Source organism: Amycolatopsis sp. NPDC004772 (genome assembly GCF_053601215.1).
On record NZ_JBSGBK010000120.1, the window covers coordinates 1 to 21,539 of the forward strand.

17 protein-coding genes are annotated in these 21,539 nt (G+C 69.9%); 8 read left to right on the forward strand and 9 right to left on the reverse strand.

What is annotated here, in order from left to right:
* Nucleotides 1-269 precede the first annotated feature (269 nt).
* Nucleotides 270-425: a hypothetical protein gene (locus ACWEF6_RS39555; protein WP_449687649.1), complete on the reverse strand. Its 156-nt coding sequence runs from the start codon at nucleotides 423-425 to the stop codon at nucleotides 270-272.
* A gap of 156 nt (nucleotides 426-581) precedes the next feature.
* Between ACWEF6_RS39555 and ACWEF6_RS39560 the strand changes: the two genes are divergently transcribed.
* Genes ACWEF6_RS39560 through ACWEF6_RS39575 form a run of 4 tightly spaced genes read left to right on the forward strand, consistent with a single transcriptional unit; the run spans nucleotide 582 to nucleotide 3,298 of the window.
* Entirely contained in the window at nucleotides 582-1,121 is a 540-nt protein-coding gene (locus ACWEF6_RS39560) for a YbaB/EbfC family nucleoid-associated protein (RefSeq protein ID WP_449687650.1), read from the forward strand.
* A complete protein-coding gene (locus ACWEF6_RS39565) occupies nucleotides 1,121-1,453 on the forward strand; it encodes a hypothetical protein (protein WP_310967707.1) in 333 nt (110 codons plus the stop codon). Before ACWEF6_RS39560 ends, ACWEF6_RS39565 begins: the two co-directional genes overlap by 1 nt.
* A gap of 10 nt (nucleotides 1,454-1,463) precedes the next feature.
* A complete protein-coding gene (locus tag ACWEF6_RS39570) occupies nucleotides 1,464-2,690 on the forward strand; it encodes a hypothetical protein (protein WP_449687651.1) in 1,227 nt (408 codons plus the stop codon).
* A 2-nt stretch (nucleotides 2,691-2,692) separates the two neighbouring features.
* Complete coding sequence (locus ACWEF6_RS39575) at nucleotides 2,693-3,298, forward strand: hypothetical protein (RefSeq protein WP_449687652.1); 606 nt, start codon at nucleotides 2,693-2,695, stop codon at nucleotides 3,296-3,298.
* Here ACWEF6_RS39575 and ACWEF6_RS39580 read toward each other — a convergent pair.
* From ACWEF6_RS39580 to ACWEF6_RS39590, 3 genes are all read right to left on the reverse strand, one after another.
* On the reverse strand, nucleotides 3,279-3,503 hold the full coding sequence (locus ACWEF6_RS39580) for a hypothetical protein (protein ID WP_449680463.1): 225 nt from the start codon (nucleotides 3,501-3,503) through the stop codon (nucleotides 3,279-3,281). The genes ACWEF6_RS39575 and ACWEF6_RS39580 overlap by 20 nt on opposite strands.
* A gap of 59 nt (nucleotides 3,504-3,562) precedes the next feature.
* The gene (locus ACWEF6_RS39585) at nucleotides 3,563-4,192 is read right to left on the reverse strand and encodes a zinc ribbon domain-containing protein (RefSeq protein WP_449687653.1); all 630 of its coding nucleotides are present in this window, start codon (nucleotides 4,190-4,192) and stop codon (nucleotides 3,563-3,565) included.
* 73 nt (nucleotides 4,193-4,265) lie between these two features.
* Entirely contained in the window at nucleotides 4,266-5,450 is a 1,185-nt protein-coding gene (locus ACWEF6_RS39590; protein ID WP_449687654.1) for an MFS transporter, read from the reverse strand.
* Between the two features lie 95 nt (nucleotides 5,451-5,545).
* Here ACWEF6_RS39590 and ACWEF6_RS39595 point away from each other — a divergent pair, with 95 nt between their 5' ends.
* On the forward strand, nucleotides 5,546-6,046 hold the full coding sequence (locus ACWEF6_RS39595; RefSeq protein ID WP_449687655.1) for an Lrp/AsnC family transcriptional regulator: 501 nt from the start codon (nucleotides 5,546-5,548) through the stop codon (nucleotides 6,044-6,046).
* A gap of 58 nt (nucleotides 6,047-6,104) precedes the next feature.
* Entirely contained in the window at nucleotides 6,105-6,890 is a 786-nt protein-coding gene (locus tag ACWEF6_RS39600; RefSeq protein WP_449687656.1) for a M15 family metallopeptidase, read from the forward strand.
* A gap of 51 nt (nucleotides 6,891-6,941) precedes the next feature.
* On the opposite strand, the gene ACWEF6_RS39605 is transcribed toward ACWEF6_RS39600, so the two are convergent.
* Nucleotides 6,942-8,192 (reverse strand): SdrD B-like domain-containing protein, encoded by a 1,251-nt coding sequence (locus tag ACWEF6_RS39605; protein ID WP_449687657.1) that lies wholly within the window; start codon nucleotides 8,190-8,192, stop codon nucleotides 6,942-6,944.
* Nucleotides 8,193-8,383: 191 nt separating this feature from the next.
* On the opposite strand from ACWEF6_RS39605, the gene ACWEF6_RS39610 reads away from it, so the two are divergent.
* The gene (locus ACWEF6_RS39610; RefSeq protein ID WP_449687658.1) at nucleotides 8,384-8,692 is read left to right on the forward strand and encodes a hypothetical protein; all 309 of its coding nucleotides are present in this window, start codon (nucleotides 8,384-8,386) and stop codon (nucleotides 8,690-8,692) included.
* Nucleotides 8,693-8,841: 149 nt separating this feature from the next.
* Here the strand turns inward: ACWEF6_RS39610 and ACWEF6_RS39615 are convergent, their stop codons facing one another.
* The 4 genes from ACWEF6_RS39615 to ACWEF6_RS39630 all read right to left on the reverse strand — a co-directional run bounded on the left by ACWEF6_RS39615 (nucleotide 8,842) and on the right by ACWEF6_RS39630 (nucleotide 19,906).
* Entirely contained in the window at nucleotides 8,842-12,753 is a 3,912-nt protein-coding gene (locus ACWEF6_RS39615; protein ID WP_449687659.1) for a DNA-directed RNA polymerase subunit beta', read from the reverse strand.
* A gap of 90 nt (nucleotides 12,754-12,843) precedes the next feature.
* Entirely contained in the window at nucleotides 12,844-16,347 is a 3,504-nt protein-coding gene (rpoB, locus tag ACWEF6_RS39620; RefSeq protein WP_449687660.1) for a DNA-directed RNA polymerase subunit beta, read from the reverse strand.
* 1,254 nt (nucleotides 16,348-17,601) lie between these two features.
* Complete coding sequence (locus ACWEF6_RS39625; RefSeq protein WP_449687661.1) at nucleotides 17,602-18,816, reverse strand: helix-turn-helix transcriptional regulator; 1,215 nt, start codon at nucleotides 18,814-18,816, stop codon at nucleotides 17,602-17,604.
* A 652-nt stretch (nucleotides 18,817-19,468) separates the two neighbouring features.
* The gene (locus ACWEF6_RS39630) at nucleotides 19,469-19,906 is read right to left on the reverse strand and encodes a type II 3-dehydroquinate dehydratase (protein ID WP_449687662.1); all 438 of its coding nucleotides are present in this window, start codon (nucleotides 19,904-19,906) and stop codon (nucleotides 19,469-19,471) included.
* 231 nt (nucleotides 19,907-20,137) lie between these two features.
* On the opposite strand from ACWEF6_RS39630, the gene ACWEF6_RS39635 reads away from it, so the two are divergent.
* Nucleotides 20,138-21,403, forward strand: coding sequence for a cytochrome P450 (locus ACWEF6_RS39635; RefSeq protein WP_449687663.1), 1,266 nt, complete (start codon nucleotides 20,138-20,140; stop codon nucleotides 21,401-21,403).
* Nucleotides 21,404-21,539: the final 136 nt, after the last annotated feature.

The window sequence follows — 21,539 nt, forward strand, 5'->3', positions numbered from 1 at the left end:
CCTCGCCGGACAGGCAGGCTCCGGGATGACCACCGGCTACCGCTGTCGGCTTGCGTTGGGTGGGTGGGCCGCGGGGTGGTCATCCCGTCGCCTGATTGAGGCCTATCACTTTGAGCCGGGCCCGCAAGCCTGCGCCGTCACCCAGCCCCGCGCTGTGGGTTGCGGGCCCGGCTCAAAGCGATTTTCACGGCCTCAGGCGACGGGATGACCACCCAGCTCCCTGTTCGGGGTTGGCGCACCGCCTCCGACTCGGTTCGCCGTCCCCTACCTCAGTCCTCGTCCGGCTTGGCGTGGTCCGGCTTGCCCGGGTTGGGGTCTCGGGACAGGTCGATCAGCGGGTGTACGCCCGCTCCCTCGGGGGCCGCGTGGCTGCCCGTCGACTTCGGTTCCTCTGAGGCGCCTGCGGCCCCTTCGGTGCTGGTCATCACACACTCCTCGCGCGTTGTCCCCTGCTTCCCTCTCGGGCCGAAACCTACCCATTACCCGGTCGGGTGATGCAGTGGGATCGGATCGGCCGTTCCGTGCGTCACAGTGCGGCCGGGGGGTCACGATGGGTGCACCACGAAACGGGAAGGGGCGGCATGTCGGGCGAGTTCGAGCAGCTGGTGGCCGAGTTCGAGCGGTTCCAGGCGGGCATCCGCGACGCCGACGACCGGTTCGCCGGGCTCGGCGTCATGCAGCAGCAGCTGACCGAGCTGCGGGCGAGCGCGGCGTCGGCGGATGGGGGTGTCACCGTCGTCGCCGGGCCCGGTGGGGCCGTTCTCGACGTGCAGTTCACCGAGGCCGCGCTGGCCAAGGGGCCGCAGGCCCTCTCCGCCACGCTGCTGGCCACGCTGCGGGAGGCCGTCGGCGAGGCGGCGCGGCGGCAGGCCGTCATCGTCGAGGAGACTATGGGCGACGACCTGGGCCTGGTCGACCAGGTCCTGGAGACGCAGGCCGTCGCGTTCGGAACCACCGTCGAAGAACTGCGGTCGAAGCTCACCGAAGAGACAGCGGAGCCGGCGCCGGACTTCTCCGAGCAGCGGGTGCTCCGCCCGGCCGATCCGCCGCCGCCCCCGCCCGCCGCCGGCCCGAGTGCCGGCGACCGCTTCCTGCGGAACCTGTTCGACGAGGAGGACTGATGCCCGACGGCTACCGGGTCCGGGTGGACGCCCTGCACAAGTACGTCGCCGACCTGGACGAGTACCGCGGCCAAGGCGCGAAGATCACCGAGAAGGTCGCGCAGGCCGACGTCGGCGACAAGTCGTGGGGCGTGGTCGGCCTCTTCACCAAGAGCGGCTACGACGACACCCTGCGCGAGCTGCAGTCGCTGCTCGCGTCCATCGCGGACGGCCTGGCGTCGGCGCAGGCCAAGCTGACCGACGCGGCGAACGTCTACCAGGGCGTCGAGGACGACCACAAGATCTTCTTCGGCCAGGTCGAGACCCTGCTCGACGGCCCGGGAAAGCACTGAGGGGAACCACATGGCCGAGGTCGAAGACGTCGCGAGCGGCATCACCGTCAAGCCCGACGACCCGAAGACCGTGCTCGGGGTCAACGTCGACAACGCGATCAAGGCGACGCCGTTCGCCGGGGGCGCGGTCACCGTCGGCAAGGACGCCGTCTCGGTGACGAAGGCGGTCTTCGCGCCGCAGCCCGACGGCGCGGACATCACCCTCGCGCTCGGCACCATCGCCACCGACACCGCGAGCTTCATCCAGTCGAGCTCGAGCACCCTCACCGACATCGCCACCGACCCGCTCGGCTGGCTGGTCGGCCAGGGGCTGAACTTCCTGGTCAACGCCGTCCAGCCGATCCAGGACGCGATCCACTTCGTCAGCGGCGACGGCCCGGCGCTGAGCGTCGCGGCGGAGAACTTCGGGGCCATCGCGACCGGGCTGGACAAGCTGGCCAAGAACTTCGCCGAGGTCGCCGACGAGTCCCTCAAGGACTGGGAGGGCAACGCGAGCGACGCGGCGAAGACGGCGCTCGGCGAGTTCGCGCACGGCATCGAGGGCGTTGCCGGGAAGTCCGGCGACCTGGCGCGGATGCTGCAGCTCAACAGCATGCTGATGAGCTTCGTCGAGGACCTGATCAAGGCGATCCTCACCGAGTTCGTGACCTGGCTGATCCTGCTGTGGGTGCCCGCACTGGCCGCCGCGGTGCCGACCTGCGGGGCTTCGCTCTCCGCCGCGGCCCCGGTGACCGAGGTCAAGGCCGCCCAGACGACCGCGAAGACCACGCAGAAGGTGAACAAGCTGCGCGAGCTCCTGCAGAAGGTGCTCGACTGGCTCCGGAAGCTGCAGCAGAAGTTCGCTTCGACGACGCTGGGCAAGTCGCTCACGAAGATCGCCGAGGAGAACGAGGGCAAGGACCTCCTCCAGAAGGCCGTCGGCGACAAGGGCCTGATCGGCAAGCGCTGGGCGAAGGCCTTCGAAAACCCGGTGCTCGACGCCGCCGGCAAGGTCGACTACACGAAGACGATGCTCAAGGCCGGCGCCACCGAAGCGCTGAAGAAGGGCGGCGAGGCGGCGGTCAAGGGCGTGCTCGGCTACAACCCGGCCAACCCCGGCGACAACCCGGCCAAGACGGTCAACGACCACCTCGGCAAGCTCAACAGCCACGTGAAGAACGCGAAGAAGACGAGCGGCTACGACGGGACCGGCCGCGACCAGTCCGTCGAAGAGACCCGCGAGGACCTGGACTTCTGACGATGCAGACGCTCTTCACGATCGGCGTGCTGGTGGTCGTGGCCGCGGTGGCCGCCGCGATCTGGTGGCGGTCGCAGCGGAAGGCCGCCGCGGGCCGCGAGAACCACTGGTTCAAGGCGTTCGCGGCCGAGCAGGGCGGCACGTTCGGCGGCGGAGCGCCGTCCTTCGGCGTGTTTCACCCGACCGGGCGACCACTGACGGGGGCGCCGGACGACCCGTGGGTCGAGTTCCGGCTCGGCGGCCGGCCAGTGCTGGCGATCGACACGCGGGAGTCGTACCGGAACTTCGACGACCACGTGTACTTCCGGGACCTCCACGTGACGCAGGTGCGCGTGCCGCCGGGCCCGGAGCTGCGGATCGTCCCGGGGCGTCCGGTGTCGATGCCGACGCTCCCGCCGGACTCGGGCCTCGACGCCGAGGTGGCGCGGTGGCTGGCGGCGAACCCGCGGTTCGCGCAGCGGGAGGTCGTCGTCGAGAACGGCGCCGCACGCACCTGGGGCCAGGGCTGCGCGACGCGGCAGAACGTGCTGGCCGAAGCCCAGTACCTCGCCGAGCTGGCCGATCACCTGCCCGCGGCGCTCGGGAACCTCAGCGGCGGCGCGTCGTGAGGTGGGTCAGGCCCGCCGACAGCGCGAACAGCACCCCGAGGCCGACGACGTAGGGCCCGGCCAGCAGGGCGAACCCCGCGCCGATGTTGGCGTCGGGCTGATCCGACGTCGCCCGGAAACCGATCGCGCCTACCGACAGCAGGATCGCGCCCGCGGTGATCAGCACGACGGCGATCACCGTGAGGCGCTTCGTGACGGGCGTCATGCCTTCATGGTGCCCGGGGCGCGGCGGATCCGCCGGATCAGCGCACCCCGGGCTTGGGGTCAGAGTTTGCTGCCGCAGTCCGAGCAGAACATCGCGCCCGGCTTGTTGCTCTCGTTGCCGCAGCCGCCGCAGGCGACCTTGAGGGCCAGCGAGGTACCGCAGGAGGAACAGAACTTGCCGCCGTCGGCCTTCAGGCCGCAGCCCGGGCAGGCGACCTTCGCGCGGGTGTCGATGTCCAGGTTCGACGTCCAGTCCTTCTCGCGGGCCTTCTCCCAGATCTGGTCGCGCTGGGCCGACGCCTGGGCGCGCGAGATCTCCTCGGCGACGCTGGGCGAGCAGCGCAGGCACTGGCCGATCTCCTCGTTCCAGCACTGGTCGTGGCACATCCAGTCGCCGCAGCCGCGGCACTGGCGGAAGCTCGGGGTGATCTCCTCGACCGCCGCCGCCAGGGCCCTGTCCTTGGCCGGCGAGTTCGTCGCGCGGTCGTAGCGCCACTGGTCGGCCGAATTGCTCAGATCGCGCAGGGTCCCGCCGAAGAAGGAGCCGACCGCGCGCAGCACGCTCCGGCCGGTCTCGACGTTGTCGCGCTGGAAGGCGGAGCGGAAGCCGTTGCCGCAGCGTTCGCAGCGGAACTCGAACTGGTATCCCTGCGTGTTCGACAGGTCCGAGAAATTGTCCGTGAAAGGCACAGAGTCAGCCACGGCCCATCTTGGCGACGCGGCCGCGGCCGCCGGGACGAGAGATTTGCCGACAACGGACCGGCTACCGGCCGTCACGAGGCACGAGCAGCACCAGCGGGAGCAGGGCCAGCACCCCGCCGACCACCGCGACCAGCGCGTACCCGCCGCCGGCGAACAGCGCCCCGGACCCCAGCCCGGCCAGCGCGGACGCCGACCAGACGACCGCGTCGACCGTGCCCTGCACCCGGCTGCGCGTCTCCGGCGGGAGGTCCCGGCTGAGCTGCGCGCTGCCGCCGACGAACACCAGGTTCCAGCCGTAGCCCAGGAGGAACAGCGCGATCGGCAGGCCGGAGGTGTGGGCCGTCGGCGCGGCGAGCGCGGTCGCCGCCGCCAGGGCGAGGAGGCCGAGGCCGGCGTTGACGGCGACGTGCGGACCCCAGCGGTCGGCGATCCGGCCGGACAGCGGGGCCAGCGCGAACATACCGAACAGGTGCGCGCCCAGCACCCAGCCGACGACGTCGAGGCCGTGCCCGTGCGCCTGGAGCTGCAACGGCGTCATCGTCATCACCGCGCCCATCGTGAGCTGCGCGGCGACCATGGCGATCAGCGGCCGCGCGAAACCAGCCGGGCGCACCAGGCGGTTTTGCGCGGCGGCCACGACCGGAACCGAGCTCGCGGGCACGTGCCGCGGGAGGAACGCCGGTGCCAGTGCCGCGGCCGCCGTGGCCAGGACCGCCACCGCGGCGGGGCCGGACAGCGACGGCCACCCGAAGCCGGCCGCGGCTCCGGCCGCCGGGGCCATCAGCGCCGGCCCGGCGAGCGCGCCGATCGTCCCGCCCCAGACGACGGTCGAGAGCGCGCGGCCCCGGCGGTCCGGCGGGTACAGGTCCGCGGCCAGGTACCGCGAAAGCTGGGCACCGCCATTGCCCAGGCCGACCAGCAGGATGCCGAGCAGCAGCGGCACCACCGACGTCGCCAGCGCGCCCGCGAACGCCACCAGCGCACCGGCCGCGGCGACGCCGTAGCCGACGGCCAGCACGCGGCGGCTGCCGTGGACCGGCACCAGCGTCCCGGCGCCGAGCGCGCCCGCCGCCGTGCCGAGCACGTTCGCCACGCTCGGCAGCCCGCTCCAGACCGCGCCGCTGCCGGCGGCGACGATCAAGGTGGCCGCCGTGCCGAGACCGACCGTGGCCGTGTTGAGCAAGGCGACGCCGGCGAACAGCGCCACCGTGGACCGGGTCCGGCCGGCCACCGTGGAAGTCCCCATGAACAGCAACGTTAGGGAAATCCCGCCCCGGTTCGAAGGGGCGGCGAGCGGAATTTCGGTCGCCCGGCCCGCGCAACGGAAGGAAAATGCGGTCCATGACCTTCCGTTCGGAAAAGCCGCTGGACAACGTCGACTGGCGGCTGCTGGAGCTGCTGCAGGCCGACGGGCGGCTGTCGTTCAAGGAGCTCGGGCGGCGGATCAGCCTGTCGGCGCCGGCGGTGGCCGAGCGGGTGCGGCGGCTGGAGGAGACCGGCGTGATCACCGGCTACCGCGCCCAGGTGGACGCGCGGCGGGCGGGCCAGCCGCTGCAGGCGTTCGTCGAGATGCGCTGCGCGTTGGCCAGCTGCCTCCTGAAGACGTCGAAGTCCGAGGACTACCCGGAGGTCGTGGAGATCCACCGGCTGAGCGGCGACCACTGCACGATGCTGAAGGTCCGGACGGCCTCGCTCGAGCACTTCGAGGGCCTGCTGGAGCGGCTGGGCAAGCACGGCGAGCTGCGGTCGTCGGTGGTGCTGTCGACGCAGTTCGAGGGGCGTCCGGTGCAGCCGCCCTCGGACGACTTCCTGCGCGCGACGACGTCCGAGGGCTGGTCCTGACGAAGGGGTGCCCGGAAGGCGGCTGTGTGCCGGCGCCCCGGGCTGCTAGACGAGAGGCATGCCGATCTTCACTCGCCGGGTGCGCGCCCTCGCCGTCACCCTCGCCGCACTGGGCGGCCTCGCCGTGCCCACGCCCGCGCAGGCCGCCACGCCGGGGGCGTTCGTCGCGCTCTTCGACGTCGCGCCGTCGATCCTGCAGGACATCCGCTACGACACGCGGCACAACTTCGTCGGCCGCCGCATCGACGGGTACCGCCGGCCGCTGTGCATCCTGACGCGGCAGGCCGCCGAAGGGCTGCGGAAGGCGCAGGCGCAACTGGTCCGGCAGGGGTACACGCTCAAGGTGTACGACTGCTACCGGCCGCAGCGGGCCGTCGACCACTTCGTGCGGTGGGCCAAGAACCTCGCCGACGAGACGATGAAGGCGGAGTTCTACCCGAACGTCGCCAAGGACCGGCTCTTCGCCGACGGGTACATCGCCGAGAAGTCCGGCCACAGCCGCGGCAGCACGATGGACCTGACGCTCGTCCGGATCCCGCCGCGGTTCCAGCGGCCGTACGTCCCGGGCGAGCCGCTCAAGGCGTGCTTCGCGCCGCGGGACCAGCGCTTCCCGGACAACACGGTCGACATGGGCACCGGCTACGACTGCTTCGACCCGCTCGCCCACACCGACAACCCGGCGATCACCGGCGTCGCCCGGCAGAACCGCGACCTGCTGCGTTCGACGATGGCCGCGGCGGGCTTCCGCAACCTGCCCGAGGAGTGGTGGCACTTCACGCTGAACGGCGAACCGTTCCCGGACACCTACTTCGACTTCCCGGTGTCCCGCGGAAGCCTGCACTGACGCGAAAGCGCCCCGCGGTCCACAATGGACCACGGGGCGCTCCGCCGGCGATCAGGCCGAGCGACGGCGGCGGGCGCCGGCCACCAGGCCACCGCCGAGCGCGAGGGCGAGCAGCGCGAGGGCGCCCAGGCCGATCGCGTCGACGCCGGTGCTGGCGAGGCCGGAGCCGCTCTGGCCACCCCCGGCGCCGCCGGCCGCGCCGGTGGTCGAGGTTGGCGCACCGGCGGTGCAGTCGGCCGGGTTGACCGGGACGACCGGGAGCGGCGCGTCACCTTCCTCGACGTCGATCCCGACGCGGGACTCCGACGAACCCCACACGTCGATGTTGGTGGGGTTGTCGTACTTGACCTTCAGGCCCTTCGGCGGCAGGAGGTACAGCCGGTACTCGGGGCCGGGCACCACGTCGTGGAACTCGAAGTGGCCCTTCGCGTCGGTCGTCTGCTCTCCGGTGACCGGGCAGTGCTGGTCGGACACCAGGACGACCTTGACCCCGGCGACACCCTGCGCCCCCTGCTTCACGTCACCCACGACGGTGCCCTTGGCCCCCGGCACCGCCGCCCGGTCGTCGGCCTGCGCGTGGTTCTCGGTGTCGACCTCGGGATAGCCGAAGTCACACGCGGCGACGACGTAGCCGCGGTTGAAGGCGGCCTTCGGCACCGTTTCGGACACGTCGAAGGTCCGCGTCTGCCCCGGCTCGATCCGCACGCCGTCGCCGGAGAGATCGCCCCACCCCGGGCCGCGGCCGCTCAAGACGTAGTCGCTGCCGGCGCGGTTGCATTCGGCGACGATGCCGGTGAGCGGGATCGGGCCGGAGTTGGCCAGCGTCACGGTGACGTGCGCGAGGTCGCCGACTTGGTAACTGTCCTGGGTGAAGGCCATCGTCGCCTTCAGCGCGCCGTTCAACGGCGGCGTCCCGCGGAAGAGCAGGTCGGTGTCCGCTCCGATCCGGACGGTCCGCCACGGGAACAGCCAGCTGTCGATCACCTCGCCGCCGACGTAGTACTCCGCGGCCGGGAGGTCGAGAGCGAACTTGCCGTCGGCGCCGGTGGTCGCGGAGTAGGTACTCGTGCCGTGGACGTACCGCAGCGTGACCTTGATGCCGGCCAGCTGCTCGCCGGCGTCGAGGACCCCGTTGCCGTTCTTGTCGCCGTACACCGTGCCGGTCGCGTGCCCGGCGGCCTTGGTCACCGGAACGCCGAACTGGAACTGCGGCCCGGCGCTGTTCCCGCTCTCGTCGAACAAGATGCCGCGCACGGTCGCGGTGGTCGCGTCGAGGTCGCGGACCTGTGCGGAAACCGCCACCTCGAACGTCTGTCCCCGGTTCGAGGGTCACCCCCGGCTTGTTCTCGAGCTGACCCCAGCCGCCGTAGAGGACCTGGACGTCGGTCGAGTCGACCACCATCTGGTACATCGTCAGGCCGGCCGCCGTCGTCGCACCGGTGTTCGTCAGCTTGACGGTGAAGTGGATGTCCTCGTCGGTCCGGTAGGAGTCCTTGTCGAAGGCGACCGAGACCGCGACCTGGGCCCGCTCGGCCCGCGGCTGTGCCGCCGCGGGCTTGCTTTCCGGCTTGGCTTCCGACGGCGTGGAACTCGGCGGTGCCGCCGAGCTCGCCGGGGCCTCCGATGTGGACGGAGATGTGGCCGGAGCGGTCGAGGCCGGCGCGCCGGCCTCCGGTGTCGGCTCCTCCGCCGCGGCCGGGCCGGCGAACACGCTGGTCAGCACGGCTGCGGCCGTCACCGCGGCGAAACCGCGCGCGAGGGATCTCGCGCTTCTGGATATGTTCACGAACAGTCACCCCTGATTACCCGTTGGAAACGCGCAAAGCCCCCGAACCGCGTGAACCGGCTCACTCTAGCGGGATTCCGGGCGGGTGAATACCTGATCAGGGTGGCAAAAGGGGAAAGGCCCCCGCCGGAAACCCGGCGAGGGCCTTTCCTTTCAAAAACCTCGTCAGCGGAAGTCGCGGCCGAAGTCGTAGTCGTCCAGCGGAACCGCGGCACCGGTACCCGTACCGAACACGTCCGGGGTGTAGTAGCCGTCGTCGTAGGACGGGATCGCGTACGCCGCGACCCGGGCCTCTTCGGTCGGCTGCACCTGGATGTTGCGGTACTTGTTGATGCCCGTACCGGCCGGGATCAGCTTACCGATGATCACGTTCTCCTTGAGGCCCACGAGCTTGTCCGAGCGGCCGTTGATGGCCGCGTCGGTCAGGACGCGCGTGGTCTCCTGGAACGACGCCGCCGACAGCCACGAGTCCGTGGTGAGCGACGCCTTCGTGATCCCCATCAGCACCGGACGGCCCGAAGCCGGCTCGCCGCCCTCGGCGACCGCGGCCCGGTTCGTCGCCTCGAACTTCGTCCGCTCGGGCAGCTCGCCCGGCAGGAAGTCCGTGGCCCCGGAGTCGATGATCGTCACCCGGCGCAGCATCTGCCGGACGATGACCTCGATGTGCTTGTCGTGGATCGACACACCCTGGGCGCGGTACACCTTCTGGACCTCGTCCACCAGGTGGATCTGCGCCTCGCGCGGCCCCATGACCCGCAGGACCTCGTGCGGGTCCGGCGTGCCTTCGAGCAGCTGCTGACCGACGTGCACGTGGTCGCCGTCGCCCAGCGGGCCGTTCGGGGTGTTCGCGAGCCGCTGCCGCTTGGACAGCTTGTCGAAGACGATCTCCTCGCCCCCGTCGTCCGGGATGAGGGTGATCTTCCAGAACCGCTCGCTCTCCTCGATCCGCACGCGGCCGTCGACGTCGGCGATGGGCGCCTTGCCCTTCGGGACGCGGGCCTCGAACAGCTCCTGGACACGCGGCAGACCGGTCGTGATGTCGTCACCGGCGACACCACCCTGGTGGAACGTACGCATCGTCAGCTGCGTACCCGGCTCACCGATCGACTGGGCGGCGACGATACCCACCGCCTCGCCGACGTCGACGAGCTGACCGGTCGCCATCGAGCGGCCGTAGCAGGTCGCGCAGATACCGACGGCCGACTCGCACGTCAGCACCGAGCGGACCTTGACCTTCGAGATGCCGCTGCCGAGCAGCTTCTCGATGGCCGGGTCGCCCAGGTCGTCGCCGGCGTTCAGCACGACGTTGCCCTTGGCGTCCACCGCGTCCGTCGCGAGGTTCCGCGCGTACACCGAGGTCTCGACGTGCTGGTCGCGCAGGACCTTGCCGTCGCCGATGTCCTCGCCGATCGGCATCATGATGCCGCGGGTGGTGCCGCAGTCGATCTCGCGGACGATGACGTCCTGCGAGACGTCCACCAGACGCCGGGTCAGGTAACCCGAGTCCGCGGTCCGCAGCGCCGTGTCCGCCAGGCCCTTCCGGGCACCGTGCGTCGCGATGAAGTACTCCGCCACCGACAGGCCCTCACGGAAGTTGGCCTTGATCGGACGCGGGATGTACTCACCCTTCGGGTTCGACACCAGGCCACGCATACCGGCCAGCGACCGGACCTGCGTCATGTTGCCGGCGGCGCCCGACTTCACGATCATGGCGATCGGGTTGTCGTCCGGCAGCGCCGTCTCCATGATCTTGTGGACCTCTTCGGTGGCCTGCGTCCACACCTTGACGAGCTCGTTGTTGCGCTCGGCGTGCGACAGCTGACCGCGCTGGTAGCGCTTCTCCACCTGGGAGGCCTTGCCCTCGTACTCGTCGAGGATGGCCTTCTTGCCCACCGGGGTGAGCACGTCAGAGATGGCGACGGTGACGCCCGAACGGGTCGCCCAGTAGAAGCCGGCGTCCTTCAGGCGGTCCAGGGTCTGCGCGACCTGGGTCATCGAGTACCGCTCGGCGAGGTCGTTCACGATCGCGGCCTGCCGCTTCTTCGGCATCGGCTCGTTGATGAACGGGTAGTCCGCCGGCAGCAGCTCGTTGAACAGCACGCGGCCCAGTGTCGTCTCGGCCAGCCACGCCTTGCCCGGCTCCCAGCCCTTCTCCGCGAGCGCCGGCTCGTCGGCCTTGGCCGGCTGCCGGTCGGTGATGCGGATCTTGACCGGGGCGTGCAGGCTCAGCGCCTTGCGGTCGAAGGCCATGATGGCCTCGGCCGGCGACGAGTACGCGTTGCCCGCGCCCTCGGCCGTCTCGGTCAGGCGGGTCAGGTGGAACAGGCCGGTGACCATGTCCAGCCGCGGCATGGCGAGCGGGCGGCCCGACGCCGGCGACAGGATGTTGTTCGCCGACAGCATCAGGATCCGGGCCTCGGCCTGTGCCTCGGCCGACAGCGGCAGGTGCACCGCCATCTGGTCACCGTCGAAGTCCGCGTTGAACGCCTCGCAGACCAGCGGGTGCAGCTGGATGGCCTTGCCCTCGACCAGCTGCGGCTCGAAGGCCTGGATGCCGAGGCGGTGCAGGGTCGGCGCGCGGTTCAGCATCACCGGGTGGCCGGTGATGACCTCTTCCAGCACGTCCCACACCTGCGGCCGCGAGCGCTCCACCATCCGCTTGGCGGACTTGATGTTCTGCGCGTGGTTCAGGTCGACCAGCCGCTTCATGACGAACGGCTTGAACAGCTCGAGCGCCATGTCCTTCGGCAGGCCGCACTGGTGCAGCTTCAGCTGCGGGCCGACGATGATGACCGAACGGCCCGAGTAGTCGACGCGCTTGCCGAGCAGGTTCTGGCGGAACCGGCCCTGCTTGCCCTTGAGCAGGTCGGACAGCGACTTCAGCGGCCGGTTGCCCGGGCCGGTGACCGGACGCCCGCGGCGGCCGTTGTCGAACAGCGCGTCGACGGCCTCCTGCAGCATCCGCTTCTCGTTGTTGACGATGATCTCGGGCGCGCCGAGGTCGATCAGCCGCTTGAGGCGGTTGTTCCGGTTGATCACCCGGCGGTACAGGTCGTTCAGGTCGGAGGTCGCGAAGCGGCCACCGTCCAGCTGCACCATCGGGCGCAGGTCCGGCGGGATCACCGGGACGGCGTCGAGCACCATGCCGCGCGGGTCGTTGCCGGTGGCCTGGAAGGCCGCGACGACCTTGAGCCGCTTCAGCGCGCGGAGCTTCTTCTGCCCCTTGCCGTTGCGGATGGTGTCGCGCAGGCTGTCGGCCTCGGCGTTGACGTCGAACTCGGTGGCCAGCTTCTGGATGGCCTCCGCGCCCATGCCGCCGGTGAAGTACTCGCCGTAGCGGTCGACGAGCTCGCGGTAGAGCAGCTCGTCGGCGATCAGCTGGCGGGTGTCGAGCTTCGTGAAGGTCGTCCAGACCTCCTCGAGGCGGTCCAGCTCGCGGCCGGCGCGGTCGCGCAGCTGGCGCATCTCGCGCTCGCCGCCCTCCTTGACCTTGCGGCGGACGTCGGACTTGGCGCCCTCCGCCTCCAGCGCGGCCAGGTCGGCTTCGAGCTTCTGCGCCCGCGCCTCGATGTCCGCGTCCCGCTTGGTCTCGAGGTTCTTGCGCTCGACGCCGATCTCGTTCTCGAGGGTCGGCAGGTCGTTGTGGCGCAGCTCCGTGTTCACGCCGGTGATGACGTAAGCCGCGAAGTAGATGATCTTCTCGAGGTCCTTCGGCGCCAGGTCCAGCAGGTAGCCCAGGCGGGAGGGAACACCCTTGAAGTACCAGATGTGGGTGACCGGGGCGGCCAGCTCGATGTGGCCCATCCGCTCGCGGCGCACCTTGGCGCGGGTCACCTCGACGCCGCAGCGCTCACAGATGATGCCCTTGAAGCGGACGCGCTTGTACTTGCCGCAGTAGCACTCCCAGTCCCGGGTCGGGCCGAAGATCTTCTCGCAGAAGAGGCCGTCCTTCTCGGGCTTGAGCGTCCGGTAGTTGATGGTCTCCGGCTTCTTGACCTCGCCGTACGACCACTGACGGATGTCGTCGGCCGTGGCGAGACCAATGCGGAGCTCATCGAAGAAGTTGACGTCCAGCACGTCTAAGTCCCCTTGGGGTTGTTTCGGCTAGAAGAGGGGTCGGCGGTGGAGCGGGGACCCACGGGAGGCAGGTCCCCGCTCGACACCGGATCAGTGCACGACGTCGTCCACCGAGGGCGACTCGTTGCGGGACAGGTTGATGCCGAGGTTGGCCGCGGCGCGCTCGAGGTCCTCGTCGTCGGAGTCGCGCATCTCGATCGCCGCGCCGTCGCTGGAGAGCACCTCGACGTTGAGGCACAGCGACTGGAGCTCCTTGAGGAGCACCTTGAACGACTCCGGGATGCCCGGCTCGGGGATGTTCTCGCCCTTGACGATGGCCTCGTACACCTTGACGCGGCCGACCACGTCGTCCGACTTGATCGTCAGCAGCTCCTGCAGCGTGTAGGCGGCGCCGTACGCCTGCATCGCCCAGCACTCCATCTCACCGAAGCGCTGGCCACCGAACTGCGCCTTACCACCCAGCGGCTGCTGCGTGATCATCGAGTACGGACCGGTGGAGCGGGCGTGGATCTTGTCGTCGACCAGGTGGTGCAGCTTCAGGATGTACATGTAGCCGACGGACACCGGGTACGGGTACGGCTCGCCGGAACGGCCGTCGAACAGGTTGGCCTTCCCGTTCTCCTTGACCATCCGCTCGCCGTCGCGGTTCGGCTTCGTGCTGCTGAGCAGCCCGGTGAGCTCCTCCTCCTTCGCGCCGTCGAACACCGGGGTGGCGGTGTTCGTGCCGGGCGCGACGTCGCGCAGCTCGGGCGAAAGGTTCTTCGCCCAGTCCGGGTCGCCCTCGATCGTCCAGCCCTGCGAAGCCAGCCAGCCCAGGTGCAGCTCGAGGATCTGGCCGATGTTCATCCGGCGCGGCACACCGTGGGTGTTCAGGATGATGTCGACCGGGGTGCCGTCCTCCATGAACGGCATGTCCTCGACCGGCAGGATCTTGCCGATGACACCCTTGTTGCCGTGCCGGCCGGCGAGCTTGTCGCCCGGCTGGATCTTGCGCTTCTGGGCCACGTAGACGCGGACCAGCTCGTTGACGCCCGGGGGCAGCTCGTCGTCGTCCTCGCGGGAGAACACCCGGATGCCGATGACCTTGCCGGTCTCGCCGTGCGGCACCTTCAGCGAGGTGTCGCGGACTTCGCGGGCCTTCTCGCCGAAGATCGCGCGGAGCAGGCGCTCCTCCGGGGTCAGCTCGGTCTCGCCCTTCGGCGTGACCTTGCCGACCAGGATGTCGCCGTCGCGGACCTCGGCACCGATCCGGATGATGCCGCGCTCGTCGAGGTCGGCCAGGACCTCCTCGGAGACGTTCGGGATGTCCCGGGTGATCTCCTCGGCGCCCAGCTTCGTGTCGCGGGCGTCGATCTCGTGCTCCTCGATGTGGATCGACGTCAGCACGTCGTCCTGCACCAGGCGCTCGGAGAGGATGATCGCGTCCTCGTAGTTGTGGCCCTCCCACGGCATGACCGCGACCAGCAGGTTCTTGCCGAGCGCCACCTCACCGTTTTCGGTGGACGGGCCGTCGGCGATGACCTGACCGGCTTCCACCCGGTCGCCCTCGTTGACGATCGGGCGGTGGTTGAAGCAGGTGCCGTGGTTCGAGCGGCGGAACTTGTAGAGGCTGTAGGCCTTCCGCGTCCCGTCGTCGTGCATGACCGTGATCAGGTCGGCCGACAGCTCCTCCACCACGCCCGACTGCTCGGCGACCAGCATGTCGCCGGAGTCGATCGCGGCGCGCAGCTCCACGCCGGTGCCGACGTACGGCGCCTGGCTGCGGAGCAGCGGCACGGCCTGACGCTGCATGTTCGCGCCCATCAGCGCGCGGTTCGCGTCGTCGTGCTCGAGGAACGGGATCATCGCCGTCGCGATCGAGACCATCTGCCGCGGCGACACGTCCATGTAGTCGATGTCGAGCGGGTCGATCAGCTCGACCTCGCCGCCCTTGCGGCGGGCCATGACCCGGTCTTCGACGAAGGTGCCGTCGTCCGAGATCGGCGCGTTCGCCTGGGCCTTGACGTAGCGGTCTTCCTCGTCCGCGGTCAGGTAGTCGATCTGGTCGGTGACCCGGCCCTCGACGACCTTGCGGTACGGCGTCTCGATGAAGCCGAACGGGTTGACCCGCGCGTAGGAGCAGAGCGAGCCGATCAGGCCGATGTTCGGGCCTTCCGGCGTCTCGATCGGGCACATCCGGCCGTAGTGCGACGGGTGGACGTCGCGGACCTCCATGCCGGCGCGCTCACGCGACAGACCACCCGGGCCCAGCGCGTTGAGGCGGCGCTTGTGGGTCAGGCCGTCGATCGGGTTCGTCTGCTGCATGAACTGCGACAGCTGCGAGGTGCCGAAGAACTCCTTGATCGCCGCGCCGATCGGGCGGATGTTGATCAGGGTCTGCGGGGTGATCGCTTCGACGTCCTGCGTGGTCATGCGCTCGCGGACGACGCGCTCGGTGCGCGACAGGCCGACCCGGATCTGGTTCTGGATCAGCTCGCCGACGGTGCGGATGCGGCGGTTGCCGAAGTGGTCGATGTCGTCGGTCTCGACCGGGATCTCGGTGCCGTTCGCGGCGTCCATCTTGTCCTCGCCGGCGTGCAGCCGGACCAGGTACTCGATGATCGTGACGATGTCCTCTTCGGTCAGCGTCCCGTTGTCGATCGGCGTCGACAGGCCCAGCTTCTTGTTGACCTTGTACCGGCCGACCTTGGCCAGGTCGTAGCGCTTCGCCTTGAAGAACAGGTTCTCCAGCAGGGTCTGCGCGCTCTCCTTCGTGGGCGGCTCGCCCGGGCGCAGCTTGCGGTAGATGTCGAGCAGCGCCTCGTCGGTGCCGGCGGTGTGGTCCTTCTCGAGGGTGGCCAGCAGCGTCTCCGAGAAGGAGAAGCGCTCGCGGATCGCCTCGGTGGTCCAGCCCAGGGCCTTCAGCAGCACGGTGACCGGCTGGCGGCGCTTGCGGTCGATGCGGACGCCGACGGTGTCGCGCTTGTCGACGTCGAACTCCAGCCAGGCACCCCGGCTCGGGATGACCCGGACGCTGAAGACGTCCTTGTCGGAGGTCTTGTCGATGTCCTTGGAGTAGTAGACGCCCGGGGAGCGGACCAGCTGGGACACCACGACACGCTCGGTGCCGTTGATGACGAAGGTGCCCTTGTCGGTCATCACCGGGAAGTCGCCGAGGAAGACCGTCTGGCTCTTGATCTCACCCGTGTTGTTGTTGACGAACTCCGCCGTGACGAACAGCGGGGCCGCGTACGTCATGTCCTTGTCCTTGCACTCCTCGATCGAGGCCTTGACCTCGTCGAAGCGCGGGGCGGAGAAGGACAGGGACATCGAACCGGAGAAGTCTTCGATCGGGGAGATCTCGTTGAGGACCTCTTCGAGGCCGCCGACCGGGTTCTCTTCACCTTCCTCGACACGGCGCTGGAACCACGCTTCGTCCCCGGTGAACCACTGGAACGACTGGATCTGGACGTCGAGCAGGTTGGGGGTGTTCAGGGGTTCGCGAATCTTTGCGAAGGAAACCCGCTTGGGCGCGCCGGGGATTCCCGTGGCCTCCGAGCGAGATTCAGCCGAGGTGGTCGCAGCAGTGGCCTGGTTCGCGGGAGAGACTGCCAAGATGCGTCCTTCCGGGGACAATGAGCGGTGACGGCCGCCATAGCAACAGCTATCAGCGACTGTCAAGGGTGCCGTGTGCCCACTATCCTAACTACCGGCTCCGGGCAGCCTGAAAGAGGGCAGCGCAAAGAGACAGTCTAGCCCGAACGTCGCGGCTTGTCCAGGGGGCGCTCCCGATGGGGCCCAGCCTGCTTCGCAACGTCTTCAGGTATGCCTCCGGGCGACCCGGTGGTCCCTCCCGCAAGGGCCCCGGTTTCGCCGTCGGGAGTAAGCGTGACCCCACCGGAGCTTCCAGTCAAGATGCCACACGGGGGTCCCGCCGGTTGGCGCAGCGTGGAAGAGGTTCAGCGGAGCGTGAGCGGCCGAATATCATTCCAGCTACCGGCGGGTAACGCCACTCTGGTGGTTCTACCTGGGGTTTTGCCGGGGTGGGCGGGGGCATGGCGTAGGCCACTGGGCGGGGATGGGGTCGGGCGTGTCGGGGTTGGGTTCGAGTGGGAGAGCGCTTACGGATGGTCTTGGGGGTGGGCTGTCGGGGCCTGGGGTGGCGGCTTTGGGGCGGGCGGGTGTCGGGTGATGGGGGCGCGCGGCCGCGGCGCCCGGGCGCGGAGGGCTGCGGGGCCGAGGTGGTGGCCTGGGGCCGGGCGGGCGCCACGGTGACTGGGGCGCGCAGCCGCGCGGCACCCGGACCGGCGGGCGCGGCAGCGGGCCCAGCGGGCGCGCCGAGGCCGCCGGCCCGATGTCGTGGCTCGGGCGCCGGCACGACACTTAATCGCCGGGCGAGAGCGGGGCCGGGCACGCCGGGCGCGCACTCCGGGGCTCGACCGGCCCCTGCGGCGGCCACGGCGCCCGCCATCGCGGCTCGGGCCCGCAGCGCATCTACCGCCGCTGAGAGCGAGGTCGGGCGGGCCGGGAGGGGCTCGAGGTGCGGCCGGACGTAGCGGGAGAGGTTCGGGGTGCGGCCGGGCGCGGCTCGGGCAGCACGAAGCCGCCGGGGGTGGACGGCACTCCTCCCCCGGCGGCCCGAGTTCGCCGGCCGGTCATCCCAGCCGCGCCCGCCGATCGTTCAGCCGCGCGCCATCGCCCAGGTGCGCCGGCCAGCCGTGCGCGCCGCAGTGCAGCCGCGCGCTGGTCGTCCAGCCGGAGCCGGCCGCCCACGGCGTTGGGGCGGCCGACCTCTCACCCCGGGGCGGCCTTCCGGACCCGCGCCGCCCTCCACTGCGGCGTGGAACCCGCTCTTCGCCCCCCGATGACCTACGAAAACACCTTCCAAGCCGCCGCCAGCTCGACCCTGGAGGTGATGTGCATCTTCTGGAACACCTTCTTCAAGTGGAACGCCACCGTGTGTCTGGAGATGAACAGCTGCCTGCCCACCTCGTTGTTGGTGTGTCCCTGGCTCACCAGCTCGGCGACCGCGAACTCCGTGTTCGTCAGCCCGTGCGGGGCCGCTCCTTCGTACTCCACCACTCGCGTCGTGCCCCGGCGGACTCCGTGCTCTCGGAGCTTGTTCACCACCCGGGCCGAATCACGTGTCGCACCCACCGCCGTGTACGTGTCCAGGGCCGTCTCGAGGAAGCGGACCGTGCGCTCGCGCTCGGAATACCTCTTCGCCAGGAGGTCACCCAAGTCCTCCAGGGCCGATGCGCGGCACCAGCGGTCCGGGTGGATGTCGGCCGACTCGTGGAGCTTGGCCGAGTCCTGGGCCAGCAGACCCGCCGCGTGCAGGGCGGAGCCGCGGATCACGCTGAACTCCGGCTGCTCCGCGCCCGCCACCGTGGCCGCCTCCACCACTATCTCCGCCAGGTCGTGGGCGCCCAGCTTGCCGCACACCCGGACCAGCCACGGCGCCGCCGCCGGCTCCGACACCAGCAGCTGGCGGAGCACCAGGGGGTTCGTCACGATGCCGGCGATGAGGCTCGCCGCGCTCTCGACCCCGCTGCGGGCTTCGACGGCCTGCGCGGCCACCCACGCCCCCGGCGCCTGCCCGAAATACCCGAGCAACGCCTCGTCGGCCAGCTTGTCCACGAAGACGCGGCACGCCCGCATGTCCGCCCGGCGCAGCGCACCGAGGGCCAGCACGACGTAACTCGGCGGGCGCAGGGACCGGTCGCCGCACCCTTCGGCGATCCGCAGTCCCGTGCTCACCTCGTCCATGGCCTCGTCGACGTTGCCCATCGCGAACAGCAGGTTCCCGCGGACGTTGTGCGACACGGCGGTCATGCGCTCGGAAGCGGAGCCCTCCCGGCTTTCCTCGACCGCGGCCAGCACCCGGCGGCCCGATTCCAGTTCCCGGGCCTTGATGAGCAGGCCGACGTACCAGAACTGGGCCATTTCGTAGAGTTCGCGGGATTCGCGGCGGTCGCCCGCCGCGGCCGCCTTCGCGCACTGCAGGCCGGTGTCGAGCCGCCCGTTGAACCACGAGTACGCGGAGCGCCGGAGGAACCCGGCCGTGTCACAAGCCTCCTGCATGAAATCGTCACCGAATCCGGTGAAGGGATTTTCGGGCAAGCGCAAAGTAGGTACGTCGATCATCTTTCGGCTATCCCCCAGGTATAGACGAAACGAAGTAAAATTAAACGAGCCGCCCCGTTGCGGCGAATTCACGCAAAACCGGCCCCGCCGTCCGGCCGCGCGTGAACACGCGGCCATTGTCGAGCACAACACCCCAGGGTTAGAGGTGTCCGACAGGACCCGGCGACCCGCTCAGAACATGGCACCACACCGACCGCGCGGAAAAGCGCACGTCACAAGAACCTCCCCAGGCAGGCTTGTGAAAGATTAACAGCTTGCGTCACTCACGATAGCTTCGGCCAAGGGCTCCGTCATCGCCCCTGTGAGTCAGGTCACACCCCTAGAAAAGGTGAGGACGTTTAGCTTTTGTCCTGGTGGGGCAGCGATTTAACACGGTCCTGACGCGCAAATCAGCCAGCTAGCCTAACGAGCATTCTGTTAGCGCTCAACTAACTACCGGGTAGCCCCCGAAGTCCCTGGGAAGAATGACGGCGCGTCGCAGCGGGACGCCCGCCCCCTGGGGCCGTCACCCGGTTGGGCGCGACCCGATCGGGCGCACCTCGTCCGAACGCACCAGTGGCGCGCACAATCCGGACAATAAGGATCTAATTCACGCCGAAGTCAAATGCAGCAGCGCTTGCGCCGCGAGGCGATAGCCGAAAGCGCCCAGTCCGACCACCACACCACTCGCCAGGGGCGCGATGACCGATTCGTGCCGGAACTGCTCGCGCGCCCACACATTGCTGAGGTGCACTTCGATCCACGGCGGCGCGTAACTCGCCAGCGCGTCGCGCAGGCTCCAGCCGGCGATCATCAGGGCGCCGGGGTTGACGATGGCGCCGACCGTGGTGCCGCGGTGCTGGTGGATCGCGCCGACCAGCTCGCCTTCGCCGTCACGCTGGATCGACACGACCTCCCAGCCCCGGACGGCCACTTCTTCGGCGACGGCCTTCTCGATGTCGGCGAGCGTGTCGGTGCCGTAGATCTCCGGCTCGCGCTGGCCCAGCACACCCAGGTTGGGACCGTTCAACAGCAGGACAACGCTCAACGGGACACACCTCGCTCACCCGGCGACCACTTCGGCCCCCATCGTGTGCACCGCGCCCGGCGGGCACCACCCCTACTTTGATAGTCGCGCGGAGACCTATCAGACCGAGGGATGCCCGGCCCGCCGCGGCGCTCCTACGCTCCGAAGCGACCAGGCAAGTCGCGGGATCGGCACCCGTCCCCGATCGATCGCCGTCCGGCCCGCGCGATTTCGAATGGAGCTGGCGCCGCAGTGACGACGAACGCGACCGAGAACAAGCCCAGCAACGCAGCGCTGCGGTCACCCCTCCCCCCGGAGTTCGTCCAGCGCGACGACCCGTTCACCGTGCCCCCGGCCCTGCTGGCGGTGGCCGCGCGCGGCCCGATCGCCAAGGCGGCGCTGGCTTCGGGCGAGCCGTTCTGGCTGGTGTCGGGGTACGAAGAGGCCCGCGCGGTGCTGACGGACCCGCGGTTCTCCTCCGACCGGTTCCAGTACCACCCGAGGTTCAAGGAGCTGCCCGCCGAGTTCCGGGAGCGGCTGCGCGACGACAAGGCGCGCGCCGGGTCGTTCATCAACATGGACCCGCCGGAGCACACGCGGTACCGCAAGCTGCTCACCGGACAGTTCACCGTCCGGCGGATCCGCGACCTCGGCACGCAGATCGAAAAGATCATCGGCGGGCTGCTGGACGACATGCTGGCCAAGGGCACCAGCGCCGACCTGATGACCGAATTCGCGTTCCCGGCCCCTTCGCAGATGATCTGCGAGCTGCTCGGCGTGCCTTACGACGACCGGGCGGAGTTCCAGGAGCGTGCGGCGGCCCTGCTGCAGCTGGACGCCCCGGTCGAGCAGGCGGTGGCGAACGCCGACGCGCTGCGCGTGTTCATGCAGCGGCTGATCACGGACAAGCGCGCGCACCCCGCCGACGACCTCATCTCCGGCCTGATCCACCACGCCGGGGCCGACCCGGCGCTCACCGACGACGAGCTCATCAACATCGCCAACCTGCTGCTCATCGCCGGCTACGACACCACCGCGAGCATGTTCGGGCTGGGCATGTTCGTGCTGCTGCAGCGCCCCGACCAGCTCGCCGCGATCCGCGACGACCCGGCCCGCATCGGGGACGCCGTCGAGGAGCTGCTGCGCTACCTGTCCGTCATCAACCCGGGGCTCTTCCGGTTCGCCAAGCACGACCTGGAGCTCGGCGGCGAGCAGATCCCGGCCGGCTCGACCGTGGTGGTCTCGGTGGTGGCCACCAACCGGGACGAGCGCCAGTGGACGGCCCCGGAGACGCTGGACGTGACGCGCCCCCGCGGCCCGCACCTGGCCTTCGGCCACGGCGTCCACCAGTGCCTCGGGCAGCAGCTGGCCCGGGTGGAGATGCAGGTGGGCTACGCCGAGCTGCTGCGCCGGCTGCCGAACGTGCGGCTCGCGGTGCCGCCGGAGGACGTCCCCCTGCGCAACGACATGCTCACCTACGGCGTGCACTCGCTGCCGATCACCTGGGACGCCCCCTAGCCACAGCCATCCCGCAAGCGCCCCAATGTGGCGTGGGGGGGGGGGGGACGGACCCAAACCCCCAAAGTGGGGGTGGGAGGCACAAAAACCCCCAAAGGGGGGGGGGGGGGGCGGCCAGCGACCCCCGAAGCCCCCC